Source organism: Aquimarina sp. TRL1 (assembly GCF_013365535.1).
Taxonomy (GTDB): Bacteria; Bacteroidota; Bacteroidia; order Flavobacteriales; family Flavobacteriaceae; genus Aquimarina; species Aquimarina hainanensis.
The window spans coordinates 3,278,018-3,300,401 of sequence record NZ_CP053590.1; the positions used below are offsets into that span (position 1 = coordinate 3,278,018).

22 protein-coding genes are annotated in these 22,384 nt (G+C 31.8%); 1 reads left to right on the plus strand and 21 read right to left on the minus strand.

Features of this window, described 5'->3' with window-relative positions; genetic code table 11:
- Positions 1 to 151: 151 nt before the first annotated feature.
- From HN014_RS13250 to HN014_RS13260, 3 genes are all read right to left on the minus strand, one after another.
- Entirely contained in the window at positions 152 to 595 is a 444-nt protein-coding gene (locus HN014_RS13250) for a hypothetical protein (RefSeq protein WP_176029335.1), read from the minus strand.
- 155 nt (positions 596 to 750) lie between these two features.
- Positions 751 to 1,140 (minus strand): SMI1/KNR4 family protein, encoded by a 390-nt coding sequence (locus HN014_RS13255; protein ID WP_176029336.1) that lies wholly within the window; start codon positions 1,138 to 1,140, stop codon positions 751 to 753.
- A 944-nt stretch (positions 1,141 to 2,084) separates the two neighbouring features.
- The gene (locus HN014_RS13260; RefSeq protein WP_176029337.1) at positions 2,085 to 3,944 is read right to left on the minus strand and encodes a hypothetical protein; all 1,860 of its coding nucleotides are present in this window, start codon (positions 3,942 to 3,944) and stop codon (positions 2,085 to 2,087) included.
- 727 nt (positions 3,945 to 4,671) lie between these two features.
- Between HN014_RS13260 and HN014_RS13265 the strand changes: the two genes are divergently transcribed.
- Positions 4,672 to 5,427, plus strand: a complete 756-nt coding sequence (locus HN014_RS13265) for a hypothetical protein (protein WP_176029338.1) — start codon at positions 4,672 to 4,674, stop codon at positions 5,425 to 5,427.
- A 135-nt stretch (positions 5,428 to 5,562) separates the two neighbouring features.
- Here the strand turns inward: HN014_RS13265 and HN014_RS13270 are convergent, their stop codons facing one another.
- The 18 genes from HN014_RS13270 to HN014_RS13355 form a co-directional block, all read right to left on the minus strand.
- Entirely contained in the window at positions 5,563 to 6,420 is an 858-nt protein-coding gene (locus tag HN014_RS13270; protein ID WP_176029339.1) for a hypothetical protein, read from the minus strand.
- Between the two features lie 14 nt (positions 6,421 to 6,434).
- On the minus strand, positions 6,435 to 7,136 hold the full coding sequence (locus HN014_RS13275) for a hypothetical protein (protein ID WP_176029340.1): 702 nt from the start codon (positions 7,134 to 7,136) through the stop codon (positions 6,435 to 6,437).
- Between the two features lie 334 nt (positions 7,137 to 7,470).
- Positions 7,471 to 8,394 (minus strand): hypothetical protein, encoded by a 924-nt coding sequence (locus HN014_RS13280; RefSeq protein ID WP_176029341.1) that lies wholly within the window; start codon positions 8,392 to 8,394, stop codon positions 7,471 to 7,473.
- A gap of 214 nt (positions 8,395 to 8,608) precedes the next feature.
- The gene (locus tag HN014_RS13285; RefSeq protein ID WP_176029342.1) at positions 8,609 to 9,049 is read right to left on the minus strand and encodes a hypothetical protein; all 441 of its coding nucleotides are present in this window, start codon (positions 9,047 to 9,049) and stop codon (positions 8,609 to 8,611) included.
- Positions 9,050 to 9,202: 153 nt separating this feature from the next.
- Entirely contained in the window at positions 9,203 to 10,057 is an 855-nt protein-coding gene (locus tag HN014_RS13290) for a hypothetical protein (protein ID WP_176029343.1), read from the minus strand.
- Between the two features lie 199 nt (positions 10,058 to 10,256).
- Positions 10,257 to 10,589, minus strand: a complete 333-nt coding sequence (locus tag HN014_RS22805; RefSeq protein WP_368660077.1) for an HNH endonuclease — start codon at positions 10,587 to 10,589, stop codon at positions 10,257 to 10,259.
- A 251-nt stretch (positions 10,590 to 10,840) separates the two neighbouring features.
- The gene (locus HN014_RS13300) at positions 10,841 to 11,362 is read right to left on the minus strand and encodes a hypothetical protein (RefSeq protein ID WP_176029345.1); all 522 of its coding nucleotides are present in this window, start codon (positions 11,360 to 11,362) and stop codon (positions 10,841 to 10,843) included.
- A 367-nt stretch (positions 11,363 to 11,729) separates the two neighbouring features.
- On the minus strand, positions 11,730 to 13,721 hold the full coding sequence (locus HN014_RS13305) for a serine hydrolase (RefSeq protein ID WP_176029346.1): 1,992 nt from the start codon (positions 13,719 to 13,721) through the stop codon (positions 11,730 to 11,732).
- A gap of 9 nt (positions 13,722 to 13,730) precedes the next feature.
- Positions 13,731 to 14,561: a hypothetical protein gene (locus HN014_RS13310; RefSeq protein WP_176029347.1), complete on the minus strand. Its 831-nt coding sequence runs from the start codon at positions 14,559 to 14,561 to the stop codon at positions 13,731 to 13,733.
- An 81-nt stretch (positions 14,562 to 14,642) separates the two neighbouring features.
- Positions 14,643 to 15,425, minus strand: coding sequence for a helix-turn-helix domain-containing protein (locus tag HN014_RS13315; protein ID WP_176029348.1), 783 nt, complete (start codon positions 15,423 to 15,425; stop codon positions 14,643 to 14,645).
- 25 nt (positions 15,426 to 15,450) lie between these two features.
- A complete protein-coding gene (locus HN014_RS13320) occupies positions 15,451 to 15,942 on the minus strand; it encodes an LA2681 family HEPN domain-containing protein (RefSeq protein WP_176029349.1) in 492 nt (163 codons plus the stop codon).
- Positions 15,943 to 15,971: 29 nt separating this feature from the next.
- Positions 15,972 to 16,496 (minus strand): GNAT family N-acetyltransferase, encoded by a 525-nt coding sequence (locus HN014_RS13325; protein ID WP_254884003.1) that lies wholly within the window; start codon positions 16,494 to 16,496, stop codon positions 15,972 to 15,974.
- Positions 16,497 to 16,849: 353 nt separating this feature from the next.
- Positions 16,850 to 17,734: a hypothetical protein gene (locus HN014_RS13330; RefSeq protein ID WP_176029351.1), complete on the minus strand. Its 885-nt coding sequence runs from the start codon at positions 17,732 to 17,734 to the stop codon at positions 16,850 to 16,852.
- 196 nt (positions 17,735 to 17,930) lie between these two features.
- A complete protein-coding gene (locus HN014_RS13335) occupies positions 17,931 to 18,437 on the minus strand; it encodes a YegJ family protein (RefSeq protein WP_176029352.1) in 507 nt (168 codons plus the stop codon).
- 94 nt (positions 18,438 to 18,531) lie between these two features.
- Positions 18,532 to 19,404, minus strand: a complete 873-nt coding sequence (locus HN014_RS13340) for a hypothetical protein (protein WP_176029353.1) — start codon at positions 19,402 to 19,404, stop codon at positions 18,532 to 18,534.
- 630 nt (positions 19,405 to 20,034) lie between these two features.
- On the minus strand, positions 20,035 to 20,190 hold the full coding sequence (locus HN014_RS13345) for a hypothetical protein (protein ID WP_176029354.1): 156 nt from the start codon (positions 20,188 to 20,190) through the stop codon (positions 20,035 to 20,037).
- Between the two features lie 266 nt (positions 20,191 to 20,456).
- Positions 20,457 to 20,837 (minus strand): GNAT family N-acetyltransferase, encoded by a 381-nt coding sequence (locus tag HN014_RS13350; protein ID WP_176029355.1) that lies wholly within the window; start codon positions 20,835 to 20,837, stop codon positions 20,457 to 20,459.
- A 331-nt stretch (positions 20,838 to 21,168) separates the two neighbouring features.
- Positions 21,169 to 22,377 carry a DUF4374 domain-containing protein gene (locus HN014_RS13355; RefSeq protein WP_176029356.1) on the minus strand — a complete coding sequence of 403 codons (1,209 nt, stop codon included), beginning with the start codon at positions 22,375 to 22,377 and terminating at the stop codon, positions 21,169 to 21,171.
- Between the last annotated feature and the right edge of the window lie 7 nt (positions 22,378 to 22,384).

A 22,384-nucleotide genomic window follows, 5' to 3' on the forward strand; every position in this document is an offset into this window, starting at 1 on the left:
AGTTAGACAAATATACCTGAATCTATCGATTTTTCTGCGCATTTTTATTCCCCAGTAAGACGGATAAAAAAATGAGTGCAGTACAGAGGAGAAATACCTTTTGATCTGGTACTAAACTATTCTGGTTTTGTATAAACTGTTGTAAGACCATTTAGTTTTTTAGAATAATCCCTTCCATTATTTCGGGATTATTTTTTTTGAATTCTTCAATTTCGTCATGCAATATTTTTTTTAATTCACGGCCTTTAATTATGATTTGATCTTCTAAGGAATAGTTTATTTTGTATGTCATAGTGTCAAATGAAGTGAGTGCTAAAAGTACTCCGTCGAAAGGGATGTCATCCGGCATAACCATTTCAGTTTCTAAGATTTTTTTCTGACTAGTGTATATTGGAAAAAAGGGGGTTCCGTTAGTATCTTTAAACATGTGTAAATGATGATGATAATCATTATTGCTTTTTCCTATAGAGCGCATCATATATATTTTTGAACCAAAAATATTCTTTATCTCATCCTCATTAACTTTTTTAAGGTTACTGCTTCCGCAATTAGATAAAAAGAGTACTGACACTATGAGGATAATATATTTTTTCATAATTATTAAGTTCAAGAAACGGGACGTTTCACTGTTTATTAAATGTCTGATTGGTTATATATCTTATTAGTTGTAGTTATTTCTTATTCATCTTCGTATTCCTCATACTCATTGTATACCTCCAGCCAGAATTCATTATTCAAGTCAAATTTCTCTTAGATTTTATCTTGGACATTTTTATCACTCAGTTCTATTTTTTTCAGGATTTCGAGTTGGTTGCCAAATTCTGAAATGGTTTTAGATACTTTTATCGGATGCCAACTTCCTGCTCCATGCCAGGCAAAATAAACTGGGAAATTTTCGTTTTTTTCGTTCATATCAATGAAAAAAGGATCATTTGAATATCCGGAACATATCACATACCAGCTTTCGCGAAAATCTCCCGCATTTTCTCCGGTTATTTTTTCTCCCGTATTTCCGTGAATTTTATACCCTATCTGAAAGTCATTTAAGGTATCTGGCTCAGGGTAGAAATGTGGTAAGCAAAAATTCTCCAGCGCAATTTTCTTTGCGATAAACTCTTTTATCTCATCAGGTATTTCCATTTTTCACGATTTCGTTCTTAGTTGTGGTCAGTTTCTTATTTCATCCATCCTTCTACGATGTAATTCCTTTCAGTTATTTTATAATCCTTTTCCCATTTGAAGATTTAAACTAAAATTCAATTCTAGCTCCATATTTATCACCCCAAGAACCTTCATAAACTGTAAATTCTCCAGGATATAATTTGAAATCAAGATTTTCTACTTTAACTCGTGACCTAACTTTCATTCTTTTTGCTAAAAAAGATGATCTTTAGAAGTCATTTCAAAAGTTTTTATATAAAAGTACCCTATTTCAGTTGGTCTGTAATTTGTGAAATAGCTATAAATACCGGGTTGAAATGATGAAGCCACAACCAAATTAAATTCTCCAAATTCTTTTTCAGTTGGTTGTGTTTCTATAGACTCATAAATTTCAATTTCTTAAGGAATTACTCTATTCATTCTATAATCATCTGGTGGTGAAAAGGTAAAAATAATTGATGCAAAAACAAATAGAAATCCTGAAATCAATATCTGAGGAATCAAGAAGTACCATTTCTTGATAAATATTTGAATGATTGCAGAAATTATATTACTTACAATATTGACAAAAAACAGTATTAAAGAAATACCAATTATTGAATCACTTTTAAAACTTCTCCAAGTAGAAATATGATAAATGGAATCAAATATGACACAACTGGAATCCACCAAACTTCAAAATATTCAAATATGATAGTTTTGACTTTCTCTAAAATCATTTTGATTCTATAATCTTTTTTAAAAATTGGCTATAACATTTTTGTATAAGATTAGTTAAGTTGTTTAAGCAATTAATTTAGCAGAACCACACAAATAGAAAATCCTTTTGGGTTTTCTATTTGTGTGGATTAGTAATTAATTTTATTTGGTATTGGTAACCGTTATTTTTGTCGTATTATATTTAATAATTTCAATCCATTAGATCAAAATCTTGTAAAATAAGGATATTCCCAAACTGGCAAGATATGAGGACTAACGAAAGACTTAAAAACTCTTTCTCTTGAATTTGAGCTAAAATAAAATGGATTAGAATTTATGAATACATTTTGAAGATAATCTTGGTATGAACTGAATGAAGAATAGTTTTCAGCGATTGCCTGAACTGGCGTAAAATCAGCGTTATTAAATACTTCATGAATATCTCCTTCAAACAAACCTGATGGTATTTTAGGTATTACAATTTTATCAACGGTACCGTCAAAAATAAACTCTAACATAATACTTGGATTGTCAATAGAAATATGGACACCAGCTTTTGTTTCGTTTTCTATCCGAATTCTACCAACTTCATAGTTAGGGATTCCTTGAAAGTTTAATTGATTTCCTGCTAATGAAAAATCTATAGATAAATTAGGAACATTTATTGATTGAGGAGGCAAACCAAGCCCTTCCATATAGTAATTATTGGCTTTTAAAGAATAAAAATAATCGCTAAAGATATCTGGGAAATTGTATTTGTACTCTAGAGAAGTTACATAGCGCATATCGGATTCATAGAGGTCATGACCACTGAAAACATTCATTAATTCGGTGTTTTCAAAACCATAGATACGTAAAAATTGACTATTAACGGGGGAATTAAAATGAATTGAATTGGTAATTACATTATTGTTACTAAAATCAGAAGGTTGTAATGCAGAAACATTTTCTAGATGATCAATAAAAGCCCATTTATAATCATTTGCTACTGATTGGTAATTATACGCTTTAATTAGTGTTTTTGAAGATCCTAAATTATTCGTATAAGAGGTTGTTATCGTACCACTTAAAGTATCATTGATATTGACCATTGAATATCCTTGTCCTGAAGCTCTTATATTTCCTGATAAATTAAGATTGCTTGTACTTAATTCTATAAATGCATGAGAATTTGTTAGCGGTCTAGGTTCTAAAGTAATCTCGTTTCCAATTCTATTTTTTGATAAATTATTGTAACAAAATACATTATAAATACTATTGTCAAATACTTCAAAAAAAGTTAACATGTATTCTGTGTCAGGGGTAATAGTAGTATTACAAAATTCTAAAGTTTCTGGTTGATTATTATATACTTTACTGTCAATGTAGTTTCCTTCAGCATCAGAGAGCATAATAAGCAGTTTTTCTTCGGAAGCTCTAGTAAACTTGTTGGGCAAATTAATTTTAATAAGAGGCTTTCCTATTAAGATATTAATTGAATCAGATGACAGATTTCCAACCTCGTCTTCCATTAAAAATTTTAGTTTAGTTTGCCCTTCTGGATATAAATCTGAATCTATTTCAAATGTATGGTTAGAATTTTCTTGAACTTCAGAAACAAGTATGTCATTAACTAAAAACTGTACATTTTTGACATTTGTGACGGCATCTTCGATTGTAGGATTTAGTGTTATTTTATTACAAATAACCTGATCAGGGATAATTCCCAGATTAGAAATGACTGGACCATTATTATCAATTCTAAATTTTACTGATTTATTTACTGAATTTTGATTTGGTTGAAAAACTTCTACATTAAATAGGTGTTCTCCATCAGAGTATTGCGACCCATTAAGATTGTATTCATATGGGGGTAGATATATGATTTTTTCTATATCACTATCTATCGAAATAATAATTGAATCTATTGTAGTCTCATTTGCAATTGTAATTGAAATGTTTTTCTGATGTAAAACATCAAGAGTATCAAAATTTAAAACAATGTTTGAAGACGCTAAAACAGGCTCATTAATTGGAGTGTCTTTACTACATGATACTACCAGAATTAATGCCAACAATAATTCAATAAAAGGATTTTTTCTCATTTCATCTTTTTTAATGATTGCTATAGGTTACTATATGTGGCATAGTAAAATAAAATGTTACCCTACTTTTTGATTTTTTTGCATAGTGATTGCAGACTTTAACTTTAGCAAGAATTACGTCTTATCAAAATATAAGAACTATTCGATTAATCAATTAGCGGTTATGATTGCAAATATGGAGTTATAACTAGTTAGATTATTTGATTTTAGGCAGTAAGAATTTTTCTAATCCAAGTTTTAAGATTAATTCACTTTTAGTTGATTTTAAAATTTTGAGCTCCTGTGGTCCGCCTTCTATACCAGAAATCGTTATCAAGTTAGAGTTTGAGTCAAAATTCTAAGTTCCGTTTATTTTTCACCCATCATAGAAGTATCGAATTTTTCGTCCGATTTAAAGTTAAGTTTTCATTTTCCAATTACTTCAGCCTATCAGGTGTGCTAAACCAGCTTTACCAACCTCTCTGTTAAGTATTTTTATAAAAACCCAGTTAGCAAACAATTACGTTGGGTTTTTGATCATTTAGGTTAATAGCTATACATATGAATGTTAATAATATTACTTTTCTATTTGTTTATTTAATTACTTATAACAGAGCCTGTTTATACCGTACCGTTGTATAGACGATATGGATGTTATGTATATTGTTAGCCGCCGTTTTTTATTTTTTCTAAAAATTCGGCATTGTAACGAAACATATTTTAGTTCGTCTTCCGTAAAAACTAAATTATGAATTATCCATTAATTAGACCTAAATTCTACTTCTCTTTATTCAAGGATATTGTTAGTTTTATAAAAACTCCTCATAATAAACCCGATCTTAAAAAATCGTCTAAGCAAAAAGTCTATGAAACCATTGGTCTTTTTATCCTGAAATTGGTATTTCTAATTCCTGTTATTTTGTTTTTTGCTTTTGTTTATGATCCTAAAAACATACAAAGTGTTAATATGGCTGATCGGTTTTCTCCACTTGCTCTTTTATTGGTTGGAGGATTCATCTTACCACTTATTGAAGAAATCGCTTTCAGGCTTTCTTTAATTTTTAAACCCCTTTATCTCTCTTTGTCATCCAGCGCATTGTTGTATTATTTTCTTACCAAAGCTATTTTTCATACCAAAATAAGTATGGTGGACGAAAGTTTTGCTTTGAGAATTTCTTTGGCTCTTTCCTTTGGGGGACTTCTTTTTTTTATTCTTAATATTAAAAAGGTAAACGAATATGTAGCTAATTTTTGGACTGCTAAGTTTCGAATCATTTATTATTGTTCTTGCCTTATCTTCGCCTGGGTACACCTGTCTAAGTATGAGCTTATTTGGGTGAATATCCTTTTGCTTCCTATCATTACTTTACCTCAATTATGCAGCGCCATTATTTATGGGTATACCAGAGTCTCATTTGGTTTAAGATATCCATTACTCTTACATATTACTATGAATACCATTGCGATAACCCTGTCTTTTTTATCCGCTTCAGATTTAATTTGATCTTTAGTTAGGGGAGCCTTATATTATTTTCTGAATAAACAGAACTGATTGATTTTTAAAGATAAAATATTTGTGGTTTTATTCAGGGGGGCTTACTATCAAAAAAGATAGTTGTGCAACGATTACTGTTGTTGTTTATCGTTTTTTTATTTCATATTCAAATTTCAGAACTCTCAAGTTCCATAAAGTTAAAGTTTGTATAGCAGTAATTCTATTATTTGCACTACTTACTACTAGCTTGTCTTTAAATGATTTAATGAACTTAGTCCATAGTTGTCCTTTTGAGTCTTTTAGTAAAAAGTAAAATCCGCTATCTCCAATTTTTTGTCCCCCTGAATCCAAAATGAGTTCCCCGTTTTTTCCAATTTTAGGCGTTAAAATAACGGTTGCATTTCCATGTGGCAAAGGAAAAATTGCTTTGATACATGTCTTTCCTGATGGAATAATACAGGTTTCATAAACCCCTGAATAAACTACTTGACCTGACGATTTAAATGCCCGAAACCAAATTGTTCTTTTAACTTCATTTGTTTTAGAATCGAGCAGTTGAATTATTTCACTTGTCAATCCTGAAGCATCCTCTATGTTTTGAATCGGAACATTTAGTTGTTCTATTCTTTTACTGAAAATTAACCTTACTAAAAAACCAAAAACCTTGAAGAAAGGATTCCATTTTGATTTTAAATGAAGATCATAATTAGAGGTGTTTTCATAGAAGTCAATTACATCTCGAGATAAAGCGTTTATTTCATTTGAAGATAGATTTAATTGGTCGATTGATTCAATTAACCCCTTGTTTGTTTTTTGGTTATCAATAACCAAATGTTCTTTTCTCGCTAATTGCTTGATGAATTTCTGACCAATACCATTTGTGTCTCCGAATGGTCCCAAAAGCCACTCATTATTTGTTTTATCAATTTTCTTCCCAAAAAGAATTACCCACTGTTGAGTACCCCAATCTTGTATGCTTTGTTTTTTTCGTGCTATTCCCATTTTTATTTCAATCCTTAAATGTTAGGAATAAAGCCTGATTGCCCTTTCCACTCACCAAACTCGGCTAACGGTTTAAATCTTAATGTAGTGAATTCAAAATGAAAATCCTTTCTTTCTCTTTCTTTCATTGCTGCGGAATGTCTTTTTGGTTTTTCAACCATACTATGACCATGAACCATATCGGTCATTTCTTTTTCAGATTTCCATATTGAAAAGGTCGATACTGTATTCGGAAACTTTACTGATGCCAATGAAAGGGTAGTTCCAGGGTGGTCTCTTACCAGTTTTTCTACAGGTCTTCCCCAATTGATAAATCTAGGTACAGCAAAAGGTTTCATTCTTGCAATTGTTACAGCAACTACAGGAGAGGTTGGACTTTCTAGCCTGTCTTTATAGTTGGGGATTTTGAATCCGCTGAATTTCCCCCATCTTCTGATAAAAGACAAACGCACATGCCAACCTTTAGCTAAAACTCTTCCAAAACTGTCTTGCTCTAAATAGTTTTCAAGTTTAATTTCATTTTCCCATTGCATAAAAACAGCTATCTGCCTTATTAAAACCCTAGAGGAAGAAAAGATTGGAGACCCTAATGTCATTGCAGTCATGTATTCAGAGTGAATCAGTCCCTTCGTCTTTTGGGAAATTGGATTCGAGAATATTCTTTTTACTGCAACAAAAAGGGGGAGTTCTACTAAATGATAAGAAAATATGCTCACTGCTATATTGATTGAATTTATAGTTCTATACGGTTCTTCTAATTAACGCCCTTGTATATGAAACGTAGCGTTTAGAAAAACATTAATTTTCCGAATTATAAATTACCCTAAATTTATAAAATTCATTTTGGCTAAGTAATCAATTCGCTATTTTTTATATACATCGTGGCTGTTGCACGACTCCAAATATATTTAGAGTCATCCTTATATTATTTTCTGAATAAACATAACTAATTGATTCTTATAGATAAAGTATTAGTGGTTTTATTCAGGGTTTTTGCTTACTATCAAAAAAAATAGTTGTGCAACAGTTACTATTGTTGTAGCCAGTTTTTTATGTATGTTGAATTATAAAGCACATAATTTTGCTGTCAGGTTCAAAGAAAATATACAAGTCTCCATCTCCCCAAAAATTCATATTTTCAAAATATTGCTTATACCATTCATCTTCTGGCTTTACGTTTGTTCGCTTTGTCTTTATATTATCAACCCCATTATAGGTTAATTGACAAAGTAGTTTCATTGTTTTATTTGATTTTGGACAGGCAGGAATGTCAGGGTTTTGAATCCAGCTTGGAACTCCTGTATGTCCAATGCCAACAAAGTCAGTTTCTTTTTCCGTTTTTAAATACACTTTTTCATAAACTATTTCCGAATCTGATTTTAAATCGTCATATGAATTGTCCGTTTGCTTTAATTCCTCAATGTCCAATACTTTAGGATTCAATGGGTCAGAGTAGTCTATAAATAACTTGTCAAAATTCAAGTAGACTGGTGCAGCAATGTGCAAATCAAATGGAAGCCAATTGAAAGCTTCATCTGTTTTTGAAAATTTCCCTAAGTATTGAAATGGTGCTGTAAACTCAAATGTAGGAATGTTGAATTCTTCTGGGGTTTCTCCACCTAAGTAGCTTTCAGATGATGATACTTGATTGAGGCTATAAATCTGATTAGGGACTAATTTCTGGAATTCAAAACCTATTTCGTTTTCGTTTAGTTTTCTTTCGGTTTTGTGTCCTTCATCACTATTGTAGGCTTTTATCAATTCCCCATCCTTAAAAACGAGTTCAATTGAACTCCAAATAGTACTAGCAGTTTCTTTATCTACAACTTGTGTTTCGAGAAATTTTTGACATTGTTCATCTCCATTGAATTCAGCTTCCCAGCCAGCCAGATAAATATGTTCTTCTTTTTGTCCAAAACAAGAGGTAAATAATCCCATAAAAGTCAATAGTGTAATTCTGGTTAGTATTTTCATTTCTCAAATTGGCTACACACGTTTTGTGTATGAGTAGTAGCGTTTAAAAAGCCATAAACTTTCAAGTTTGCGCAGAGCCAAAACGTTGTATTTTGTTTTTATCTTCTCTATTTTAGAAGCCAAATTAAAAATTTGGCAGACTTTATAAATATACAGAAACCTTTCGGTTAAGCACTTATTAGTTGTGTTTTATACACCGTGTTGTGCGACGTATTTATATTTTCTGGTTCAATTTCTTAAAACAATATTGATAATCAAATATTTTATCCAAATCGCAAATCAGTTCTTTGGCTTGTTTTTTCTCAATAACAGGAACAAAACAACTCATAATTCCGAAATCTTTTGTTTTAAAAAATAATTCCAAATATAATTCCGTTTCAGTTGGTTTGAATATTTGGTCAGAACTTAAATCAGAATATTCATTTTCGATTTCCACATACAATTTGTCCAATAAATTATGGTTTTTTAATATTCTGATAATTTCTTCGTTTTTCTTTTCGTACGTTGCAATATCAATACAAGAATTCAACTCGGGATTCTCGATAATTACGTCTTTGGTAATTCTAATATAAAAGTCAGAATTTGGCAAAATCAGAGTTGTATTTAAAGATTTCGACGAGTTTTCTAATTCTGTCAGAATTTCTTTATAATCCAACGTCTTTTGAGAAAAGGATTGGTTAAAATACAGAAATAATATTGTGTAAATTAAAATTCTCATTCAGTTCTGATATGTTGCACAACGATAAATATAACTAACGTCGCTAATCCCAATATTAGCAATGTTTTGATATATAATGTTATAAATTCTTTATTTTTCAGATTCTAGTTTTTCAAGCCTTGACTGTAACTCGAGAAGTTTTTTGTTCAGTAATTTGATTTCCTGATTTTCTTTTTCAAGATTTTGAATTTTCTTTTCTTGTTTGATTGTGTAAAGAGTTAATTCTTCAATTTTTTGAAGTAATTTAGAGTTCATTTCTCCAAGTAAAATCCCATTTTCTTGTACTTCTTTGGCACTTGGGATATCTATTAAATATCCCTTTTCTTTTATATGATTTTCTACTTCGTTAAGAGTGGGGAGTTCATAACCCTGCTTAAAAACATAATCTGGCCAACTGGTTTGTAAAGCTACTTTGACCTCCTCTGCAACTGCTTTGCCCGCTATTGAAAGTTTATAACCTTTGGTGTCTATAGTTCCTATTGCTAAATTCCCTTCTTTAGAAATTCTCATTTTTTCTTGTCCGTTAGAGAAAAATCGTATTGGATTTATCCCGGATACACCTAGAATCATACCTGAATCAGTTCCTCCATAGTACTGAACAAAACCATTGTTAAGTTCACCTTCTCGGTTGAATGTGATCTTTGACCAGGCAGAGCTTAAAGAAGTTAAACACAAATCCCCCTCTTTTGCGATTCTCATTTTTTCTTGTCCGTTAGAGAAAAATCGTATTGGATTTACACCAGATACACCTATAATTATTCCTGAATCAGTTCCCCCATAGTATTGTAGAAAACCATTATTAGGTTCGCTATTTCTTTTAAAAATTAATTTTGACCATTCTGTATCCAAATTTGAGGTAAGTGTTAATTCTCCTGAAATATCTTGTTGTGCTTTAATGCTAAAATTAATTCCTACTAACAGAATTATTAATATGATCTTCTTCATTTCTTCTTGTTTGTTTTTTTGTTTTTTGGATATTGTTACCTTAATTTTCAAAAAGATTGTTTATAACGTTTATTATAAGTGGCGTAGCAAGGCAAAATGTTACCTCTGCTTTTTCGATTTTTCTGCGTATTGATTACTAACGTTAACTTTCTGCAAGCATTGAGCTTATTAAAAATATAACAACCATTCGATTGATCATTTAGTTGCTATACTCACATATATAGTGTTGTAAACAGTATTTGTACTTTTTAAATACAATTTCTCTGTGATATTCTAAATACACCTTATGCTTTTCTGATATTTTGATTTTCATATTTTTATAAACTCCAAAAGACTCACAATTATTTAGAAAACCAGAGATTAAAATTTTTCCGTTGTTGTCAAATGAAATTAAACCTAAGTCAAAAACCTTATCCAGATTTGGTGTCAATAAAAGCCCGTTGTATACATCAAGTTTCTCAAAGTCATTTGACTTTTTCCAAGATTTAATATGAGACGCAACCAATAATGGAATCTCCTTGATTCCAGTTATTTAACAGGGTTTCCAAAATTGAATCAGTTGTTTTCTGAATAATCCTTGACCAATTCGACTGAGCACATAATTTTCCTTTTCTGTTTCTTTATAGCTATCGATTGAAAATAGATCCGAATCACTTATGTTTTGTTTTTTTAGGTGATTCGAAAGAGTAGTTATTATTTTAGAATACTTGCTTGGGTTTCCAATTTGAGGTTGCGTTTACATCTCGCAGGGTATATGTGCAATATACAAATTGTTGTGTGTAGTTATTTTTCCGATAACTCTCTTAATTCAGATATTAACTCGGGAGTTACTCCATCTGCTAGGAGAGTCCCAGCTTTTATCATATCTTCATAAGCTCCAGAATAATCTTCCAAAGCTACCTTTAGAATTCCTCTATGTTTATACAAGTTACCTTCGTTAGGAGTCATATTGATACATATATTATAATCCTCAATTGCACCTTCTATGTCATCTAGGTCTCTTTTTATTTGCGCTCTGAGTTCATAATATTCCAATTTTGGGTTTAAAAGAATTGAAGCGTTTGAATATCTTAAAGCTTTAGTAAAGTTTCCTTCTTCAGATTCTTGTCTAGACATAAAATCAAAATTAGAATCCTCAGGAGGGAAATTCATACCAAGACCCTTTTCAGCAAATTTTTCTTTATTTTTTTTAACTTGTAAATATTGGGAGTATTCATCTTCAAGTAAAATTATTTTTAATTGTGAATCATCTATGTTCGATTTTGATTGATTCTTAATACCCCCCTTTTTATTAGATAACCCCATTCAATTTGTTTTTGGTTTAGTAGTTTTAAAATTGCACTCAACGTTTAATATAAGTGTCGTAGCAAGACAAAATGTTACCTCTGCGTTGATTTTTTTTGCGCATTGGTTGCTAACTTTTCCATTCTACAAGCATTGCCTGTCAAAAATATAACAACCATTCGATTACCCTTTAAGTAGCTATGATGATCACATATACATTGTGACTGTTGCACGACTCCAAATATATTTAGAGTCATCCTTATATTATTTTCTTAATAAACATAACTAATTGATTCTTATGGATAAAGTATTTGTGGTTTTATTCAGGGTTTTTGCGTACTATCAAAAAAAATAGTTGTGCAACAGTTACTGTTGTTGTAGCCATTTTTTATTGCTTCACCCATTCTATTAATTTTCTTGTGTTAACAATTGACCAACTATGAGGGTGTCTGTCTCCATTAGCTCTATAGCCTTTGTTTTCCGTTTCAATCAATTCAAGTTTATTCCAGTTTTTGGCTTTTAAATCTTTTGCTATTTTTTGAATAACATATGCATTTGTGCTTTGGAAATCCGTTTTTCTATTTTCTTTCCACCATATACTATCAGGTTCAGTGTAGAACCTTAATTTACTATTTTTTAAATATGGTACATTTGTATATTTGTTTTCTAAAGTAAATGGAGATACTCTCTGTATGTTTTGCAATAGCGAATCTTTGGTGAATTCTTCTTCAAAATAATTAGCTATCCATTTTGGCTCTGCGAGTCTTTCTTCATCTAATTTTGGATTTTCAATGTCTTTTATAGAACTTTCATAAAGTGCATATAAATCAATAGGAGAATCAACAATGAAAGTACCTTTTGGGGCAATATCAGACTTATTTTGATATAGATGATTTGAAAGTGTTAAAGCTACATTTCCGCCTATCGATACTCCTCCAATGCAAATATTTTCTGCCTTTAAATGGTTTTCATCAAAAATAGTTTCTAGTTCCTCTGCTAATTGTTCAGTGGTGGTATTATCAATCCAGAGATGACGATTAAAATTCATAAATAAAATAGAAACTTGATTTGCTGCGGCTGTTGTAATTATATCAAATTCCTCTTTTGTTTCTTTTGCAGTAAGAGCACCTCCAGGAAATAGAACTAGAGTTGCCTTTGAATTTTTTACTTTGTAGAGCTCATAATTTTCATGGAGAATATGCTCAGTAGGGTAAATCTGTTTAGTCAATTCAGTTGTGAGGGTGTTTAATACACTTTCTATAATTTTCATTTTTCCATTTCGCTCTAATACACAAATAGAAATTGAGGCATCCAATTGAGTAATATGAAATACTTGAGTTCCCCAAAAGCCACCATGACCTAAACTTTGTAAGCCCTTTATGCTAGCATCGGCAATACCAAGTCTATAATTTTTTGTAATTCCATCCGTGGTTTTAACATCCGTTTTGATCAGGCTTAATACTTCCTTGTTCTTAATGATTTTTCCATTAAATAGATTGTATGAGAATTGAGCTAGTTCCTTCATGTTTGTTGCTATTCCACCGCCTCCATATAAATCCCAAGAAATATCATGATTATAAGAATCCCAATCGAAATTTAGTTTGCGTTCACCCCAATTTTTTTCGTTCCAATATTGGTGCGCAAGTTTTTTTGTGTGCGTTGGTTTCTCTTCCAAGGTGGGAAACCAAGTATTCTTCAAACCTGACTCGTTGTATTTTAGTAATTCTCTAATTGCTGTATAAAATGGTTTTTCGCTTTTTTGTTCTATGATTTCTGTAGCAAGCAGGTAGTTGACATCTGCATATTTAAATATCTCTTGTGGCTTACCTGCCGGTTCTCCTGCAATGGTTGCAAGTTTCAATTGTTCATCCCTTGTCCATCTATGTTTAGGGTTTTTGTTGATAAACTCAAAGTAATCCATATTTACATAGTCGTTTATTCCACTTGTATGAGAGAGTAGATGCTTGATTTTAATTTTATCAAGCTCATAGCCATCATCTCGAAAGAGTATTGTAGTTTTTTCTGACAGATGTTTTTCTATTGGGTCTTCTATATTTAATTTTCCTTCTTCTTGTAGTCTTAAAATTGCAGCCGAAACGTATGTTTTGATATTGCTTGCGATTAATACAGGTTGATTAGCTAATAACTTTGTTTTTGTGGCTTTATTTGAATACCCAGCACTTTTGCTCCAAGATATTCCGTTTTTTGGGGATTCAATATGCACTATGATTCCAATCGATTGTGGATTTGCTTTATAAATTGAATCGATAATTGATTGAAATTTTTCGACATTTGTTAATGTAGGCACTACTACATTTTCCGTATTTATACAACTAAAAGCAGTTACAAGAATGAGTAAAAAGAGGATTGTTTTTTTCATTATTTTAAGCTATAGATAAATGATTAAAGGCAATTCAGGTCTTAAGTCAAAGGATCTTCTTTGAATATTGTCATCAAAATAAAGTTCCATTAAATGTTCAGCGCCATTTTTGATAGCAATATTGTCAATACTATTTACAGCTTGAATAGTTTCGGTTTTTAAATCTAAATCAGTGGTTGTAATGGTGATTTTGGTAATCTTTTTTGCTCCATTGGGATGTTTGAAAAAACTTTTCCAATGGTCATCATTTGTCGGGAAATTATCTAAATCAGACATAGATTGAAATGTGCCAGACTCAATATCCGGATAGACCACAAAAACAGAAGGTTCCTGTAGATTAGTTTTGGCATTTTTTGAAACATAAATACTATTGTTTTCTCCCATCCATGCTTGCTGATACTTTATAGTTTCAAATGGAATTTTTTCAGGACTGTATTCCTTTAGCTTAAGAGCAACACTAAATGGTAATGCATTATTTTTATGGAAATTGGCTCTTTGGGAAAAATCTAATGAGGTATTCGTCTCATTGTTTTTATCAAACTCTTGTTGGTCATAGACAAATATCAACTCTAAATAACTGTTTAAAAAATGAAAATACTTCCCTGAAGTTCCTTGTCCTTGATGGGGGGTAGTATCTGAATCGGGTACAGTTGTAAAGCCAATGTCTATTAATAATTGTTTTGCTTTCTCAGGATGTTCAACCCAAATATTGAGATGATCTACTTTAAGATTGTTTTCTAATCGGGTTTCGATCTTTTCATTGCTTTGCTTGTCCTTAAGACCACAAGAAAGTAGCTTGAATGATATTATTAAAAGGGTGATATAATTACATTTATTCATTCTATACTTCAGCTATTTTTATAGGTGGAACAAAATTACATTGTATCATCATTAGATGATTGTATGATTTTAACCAAAGTTTTATATAGAGCGAAACTGGTTTGGAAGAAAACCAATATACAGTTTAAACACTTTTATCATGTGACTTTGATCTGTGAAACCACATATATCTGATATTTCAGAGATAGACTTGTTAGTGTTTAGAAGAAAGAAGACTGCTCTCTCTACTTTAATTTTCCGCATATAATCTCCCAGTGTGCACTTGTAGTACTTTTTGAAATATCTAGAAATAGTAACGGTATGCACATTAAAAATGGTAGCTAAGTCCTTTAATGGAATAAACTCATCCCATCGATCTTCAATAACTTCTCTTAGGGAGTTCATCCATACAGGGATATAGGAAGAGTTTTGATCTGATTTTAATAATTGATTAAAAGAGAAATCAATTGTTTCTGCAGAATATATATCACCTAAATGTAGCTCATTGTAGATATTCAATAGGTTTAAGTAAATATCAATGTTAGCTGTATTTGATGTTGAGAAATGTTTTGGACTAAGACTATTTGTTTTGTGAAAATCTTTTTTTAGTTCTACAATTAAGTGTTTTGAAGGAAATGCCGTATATCGATTGCTATGCAATTCGCCTTCATTATACAATATTATCTTACCAGGGGTTAATTGAATTTCTTCCTTTTTTCGGGATTCTCTGCTTCCTCCTTGCAAGACCAACGATAAATGAGTGTTTTCATGATGGTGCCAGTCTTCAGGTGCTGAAGTTTGAAAATTAACAATAGATAATACGTATGAGTTGAAATCATATTTTTCTGAGGTGATCCCAGTATATTCAGATTGCTCTAATTTCATTTTTGCATTTTGATTCTAATTGTTGTCATCTGGCTTTATCTTTCAATTCAATAAAGTCAATTGGCAAGACTGGTTTCGTAATTTCTTTCTTTTTCTCTTCTAGGTTAATTCCAAGAGATAAATAAATCATACTAGCTCTAACAAGTTTCATTAAATTTAGTGTTTTTTGTTCAAATTCGATCCGTTCAATAGCATATGTCAATCCGTTATCTAATATTCCACGTTGTCCAAAGTCTATTATTTTAAATGATTTATGTTCTATGAAATTTCTTATTTGAGCTAATTCTTGAGCTTTAGGCTCAATGGTGGAAGTGAATTCTTCTTTGTTTTCAAATAGATCTTTACTTAACCAATATAATCCTCTAAATGCCCAATTTTGAGTTTGAAGTATCTTTGGATTCAATTTATGTGATTTTGTTGTCTTGTCATAGATGTTCCAGATACTTCTAAATGAAACTTTATTTGGTTTGAAACCTAAATAGAGATAGTCGTTTAATAAGTAGCCAAGAGCAAGCAATTACTTATAGCCATTGTTGTAATACGTTTTTATTTATTCCACTCACTTTTTAATATTGAATAGAAGTCAACATTTAGTTTTTCTCCGTTTTTTATTTCACATTCACGCATTGTTCCTTCATATTTGAAATTAATTTTCTCCAATGCACTTTTACATTTTGTATTTTCACTTACTACATAACCTTCTATTCTATTTAAGTTTAATTCAGTAAAGCCTTGTTCAAATAGTTTTGGCATAACTTCTTTTAAAATTCCTTTTCCCCAATGCTCTTTTAGTAACCATAAACCAATTTCGGCTTTTTGATGCTCTTTCTCTAAACTGTTAAAACCTCCTGCACCACAAAATAAGTTATCTTGCTTATCATAAATTCCCCACCAAATTCCTGTACCATCTTTTTTTAGATTTCTGTACCACTCCATTTGCTCTTCTGTTTCTTCTAGTGTCGAGAAATGCACATCATAATATTTTGTGATTTCGGGGTTAGATAGTCCTTTATGAATGTTATTTATGTCAGAGGTTTCTATTTCCTTTAGTTTGTAGTTTTTAGTTTCCACTTTTTGAAGTTTGTTTTGAGTAAATGCATTACAACGTTTAATATAAGTGTGGTAGCAAGGCAAAATGTTACCTCTGCGTTGAATTTTTCTGCACATTGGTTACTAACTTTTTTTATTGCGAGTGTTGTGCCATTACAAACTGACGAGGTCATCCAATTAATCATATAGCTATGATGATCACATATACATCGTGGATGTTGCACGACTCCAAAATATTTAGAATCATCCTTATATTATTTTCTTAATAAATATAACTGATTGATTTTTATAGATAAAGTATTTGTGGTTTTATTCAGGGTTTTTGCTTACTATCAAAAAAAAGTTGTGCAACAGTTACTTTTGCTAGGCAATGTTTAGTATTCGATTTTTCTTTTCACGTACTGATCAACATAACCATAATAATAAAATGTTTTTTCTATCCAATCTCCGTATTCATTGTATTTGTACTTGTATTCTTGTTGATTTTTACCATCTTTATTATTACTTATACTTTTTATATTATCAAAGGTATCGTAAGTAGTAAATTCTTTACTAATAACAGTTTTGTTTGGTTCTGAAAATAATATATATTCAATTTTATTTTTTCGTTCATCATATTTATAGGTAGCTGACCTGATAAGATTATTATTTGAATCGAGTTCTTTCGTTCTAATTAAGTTATCAAACTCATCATATTTATATAGTGCTTTTGGATATCCTCCATATCTTTCGCTAATATAATCATGCTCTAAAACCTTTCTACCTTTCTCGTCATATTCGTAAGCAAAAGCTTTTTCCCATACTGAATTCTTTATAAATTCACTTAATATGAGATTACCATTTTTATCATAAGTATTTCTTTCGTTACTTATAGTATCTTTATTTCTGATTTGAATTTGACCAGTTACTAGTGATTTGTTTTTATTATTCCTTTCATAAATCTTTTGATCAGTTAGTCCTCCCTCACTATCATAAATTTCTTCTCTTAATAAATTTTGATCACCATCATATAAATACTTGACAACAATTTTTGACGAATAGATTTTCTTGATTATGTTCCCATACATATCATATTGTCTCTCTTCAGATTTTTCAAATTTAAGATCTTCTATACGTTCAATTTTTGCATTTAATCCTGGTTTGGAATAATACTCATAAAATTCTTTTTTTATTCTTTTTTCAGAAATTTTATTTTTCTCTTGACTTTGACAAGATGAAAAAAGTAAAAAAAAACTGATAACTATTAAAAGATGTTTCATTCTTTGCTTTGTTGTTATATTGCTTAACGTTTTATATATGTGTCGTAGCGAGGCAAAATGCTACCTTGCTTTTCGGCTTTTCTGCGCATTGATTGATAATTTACTTAAAATCATGCAGTGCGCCACTCCAAAGTAACCGGATCATCCGCTTAGTCATCAAGCTGCTATGATCACATATATGGTGTTGTAGAGCGTTTTATTCTTCAAATATTAACCCATTATTTTGATCAAATTGATTTCTTTCAGTTTCTGACATTCTATTACGTAATACTCTAATCGTATAACCACCTTTAACCTTTCCATTGCTATTATCAACAATCATCCAATCAGAGATTTGTTTTTTGTCAATTCTTACGGTATCTCCTAATTTAACTTTCAGGATCGAAATGGGTTCATTACCTATAATTCCATAGTAGTCAGATTGATTTAAAATTATTTGTCCCACCCATAAATGTTCATTACCACCATCTGGTGTGTCATATTTTTGTTTTATTGAAAAGTAATATTTGTTCACACTATCATTTTGGAAAGTTTCTTTGAATAAATTAAATGTTTCATTTGCTTTAGTAATTGCATTGTTCATTTCCATATCCGTTTCTTGCAGATTATATACATCTGGTTTATTTTCTCTTTCAACTTTTGACTTTTTTGATTGATTACAGGATAGTGTAAGGACTGAAATAAGTATTAGTATTTTTTTCATTTTTTATGCTGTACAACGTCTCTTGTATTGTGCGTTTGCATCCCGCAGGGTGCATATGCATTATACAAATTGTTAGGTGCAGTTTTTACTTTTATTAAATTAAATCAACATACATTCTTATGTTTCTTCCTCCATAGGTTTCAATATAAACTGGATAAGTACCATCTCCCATGAAAGTGTTAAAAGCGACTGCTGCTCCTTCGTGACCTTTTTCGTGAGTCAAAGCACCAAATCCTTCATCACTTAAAGTCGCATAACAAGAACCTGCATAAGAATATGAATATTCCGATTTTTTGTCAACCTTTATTCGTTCAAATCTTTCGGATTCCAATAATTCATTAACGGAATGGTCAAATCCCTTTATTTTTTCATCGAAGTGGTTGAAGTCTTTTCTAAACTGATAGGTTTTTCCAGTTTCTTTATCCTTAAAAAGTCTCAAATCTTCATAAGGTTGTTTTTTCCATTGCGAATCAACATAACAAGGGTCAGTTAACATCAATTGTCCACTATCTACATCTACATATCCAGCTAAAGTAGTTTCTAATTCTTTGTCTTTGTCTAAAAAGTCACCAAACTTTCCAAAATCCTCAATCAACTGGGAAATAGTATTTTGTACTTCGCCTGTTTTCTTTAATTCACTTTTAAACAGAAGTAGTTCTTCATTCTTTTTTTGGATTTCAAGTGCGTGATTTTCTTTATCTAAATTTAGCCGTTCGATTTCCTCTTCACGAATTTTTATTCTTTTACTTAAAGCATTCTCAATAAAATCAGGTGTTTTTCTTTCTAATTCAGACACTCTGTCTTTCCATAAATTCAAATTTTTTTCTACAACTTTCATTTGCTCATCTTTAGCTGTTACAGTAGCCTTTAGATTCTGAATGTATGCTTTGTAAATCCAACCGGCTGCACCAAGAGCGAAAGCATTGATGATTAGCTGAATCCATTTAATGTAATCTTCTGGGTTCATATTGTTTTTTCAAATTGCACCTAACAATTGGATATGTGTACCGGTACACATATTTCCATTATATGTATCTCAAATCTAGTGGATTTCTAATTGATTTAAAATTATTTAGGGCAACTTGCGTAAATTTCGGTTGTTTTGGTGCTGCTATGCCCTAATAAAGTTTGTATCTATCTAATATCTGTTCGGTCTTCTAAAAGATGAGTGGCAAAAGAATGCTTTAACATTTGTGGGAGTGTTTTTCGTAAGATACCAGACGTAGCACTAGCCCTCCTAACAATTTTTGCCACCCGGGGCTCCTGCAAATTAATTAGGTAGCAAGATGATATGAAGCGCTGGATTGTGATGGTTTTAGGAGCTTTTTTTCTCCAATTGTACTCCCTGAAAACAAGCGTAAAATGCTCCAGAAAACAATGGCTTATAAAGTGTTTTTGACTTAAAAAGGAAGAAAAAAACGGTATTTTAGTAAGTTATTTCTTACTTTTTTGTTTAAAAAAAGAGACGTACAGCAATGAATCAAGTGTTGTACAACAATTTGACGTTTATTCTTAGAGAAAAACGGCTTTTTTGAGTAAAAAAAGCCCCAACATCTAAGTTTTTAATGTTGAGGTCAAGTGGATGTATCCTGTTTTTTTATAGGTTGGGATGATCCCTTTTTAGGGAATCAGGACCATAGAATTCCTGATTGCTCATAAAAGGTATATGCATGCTTTGATATGCAATGTGCCCTTCTAGGATCGGGCTACCACAATATTGAGACAGGGTTTCTATGGATATATGGTTATACATGATTACTACATTTTATAAAGGATATTACAAGAAGCATTCCGAAGTATATATGTTAAGTATTAGTTATTTGTAAAACAGTGAATTGTATTGGTGTTGTTTGATGTCATCCCCTAATATAAAAGTCATTTCTATATCATTATCAGAAACGATTCGCTGTCGGGGTGTATGTTGTGTAGCCGGAACTGCCAAAATCCGGTAAGAACTGATTAAAGAGGGGAATCCGGATGTGGTTGAAATGTCTGATAGTCCGTGAGTGTTCTTTGGGATTAGATTACTTTAAACAAACTGCCTTCTCTGTGGTATCCTAAGGTTGTATAATAAGAGTCGGCATCCGACATCACGAAAACTTCCTGATCCGGGAAGGCAGTTCGTATGCTTTCCAGAAGTTTTTTTCCTATTGCGTTCCCTCGATATCTTTTAGTGACTAATAAATCCACTACCCAGACATAGAAACCAGTGTCGTCTAGCGCCCGTATATATCCGCAGAGTTGATTGTGAGTATAGGCTACATAGGTAATCGAATGTTCCAGTGCAAGCCGGTATTTAGGAAGGAGGTAAGTTTTCCATTCCTCTCCTTCGGATTTAATAAGAGTTCGCAAGGCATCGTAATCTCTGGAAGATGTATATTTTCTTAGTACTATATCCATGTGTGGGTTCGGTAGTTTTAAAATGACAACTTAGGTCGGCTATGGGTACTGATTCAGGTATTTATGACAAAATCAGGTGTTTTTTATTTCCCTTGAAATATAGTTAAAAATAGAAAGGTTTCCTATGAGAATAAGAGATGGACGGTTCTTATGCAGACGTATGTACAGATGTTTTTAGCGATACTTAGTTATAGAGTGAAACCGAAAACGATTACAATGTTTTTGGGGTGGGCAGGAGTTTAGTACACGATCAGGTATAAAAACCATAACGCCGGCAGTTTGGTAGAACCACCAGCGCTATGGATAAGTGAAATAAATCTAAAAAAAAAGCTTACTTAAAAGGTAAAAACCCCTGGATGGCGTCTGTTCCCGTATAAGATAATCCTTTGGTAACGGTATTGGTCGCCGCATCGTAGATGTATATATTGTTTCCTTCTGTTTCGGTATTTCCCACAATCGCTACTTTTCCGTTGCCTATAGAGCGAACGGTTCTTCTAGGGTATTTGGATAGCGGAAGGTTTAATTTGGTCGTTTCTTTAGTGATTAAATCAATCGCATGGTATTCGATCACATAACTACCCTGGTAGTCTTTGTATTCTGTAATTAGATCACTTCTGAATACCTGAACAACGGCTTTGTTGTTTCCGGCATATGCCATTCCTGCTGTATGATTGCCCCCGAATTTTTCGCTTAGGTTAAAAAAATAGGTATCGTCAAAATCAGAAGCTCCTGCTTTAATCCGTACAATTCCTGATGGGATGGATTCATTTGCTCCCCAGTAATCGGTATTGGTAGAGGTGAGGTATAAATCTCCGTTTTCTACAATAGCATGAGAAGATACTACACTAAACCCTACACCTGCGGCCTTGTCAGTAGTAATGACTTTTTCATAAGCCATTGTTTCTGCATTGTATATGGCGATAGAGGCTTGATTAAATGCCCCCCAATTAGCATCTGCATGATAGAACGGAACGTAGATTTTATTGTCCTTAAGGATATACAGGGAAGGAGCAGATTTATCCCCCTCATTAATAGGAAGCGTGATGGTACCTGCAGTTTCTTCTGTCATATCTGTAGTGTTGATTATCTGGTAATTAAATACGCCTCCATCGGCAGCCCGGGCTCCCGTAGAAACTAATAAACGATTGTCGGACAAAAATTCAGAAACAGGTCCCCCGCTGATTCCTGTATTAGGAACGGATCCGAGAGGAGTTAATATCCCATCTTCATTAACCTCGTACTTGGTTAGTTTTGTTTCAGAGTTTAGATAGATATATCCGTCCTTACCATTAATTACTACATTATAAGGTAAATTGGGGATCTCCTGTGCATCCAGAATATTGGCATTTCCTGTTTCTACATCATCAATGATATGAAATGGATACAAATCGGTAGCCGGCAGGGCTAATGCAAGTAGGAACTTATAGTCTTTTTTGGGGTCTTCTTCTACGGTGTTTGGCGTATCATCATCACTGCTGCATGAAAAAAGCGATAGTACGATTATAAATAGGACACCTAAACTGATTACTTTAGTATTCATTGTTTTT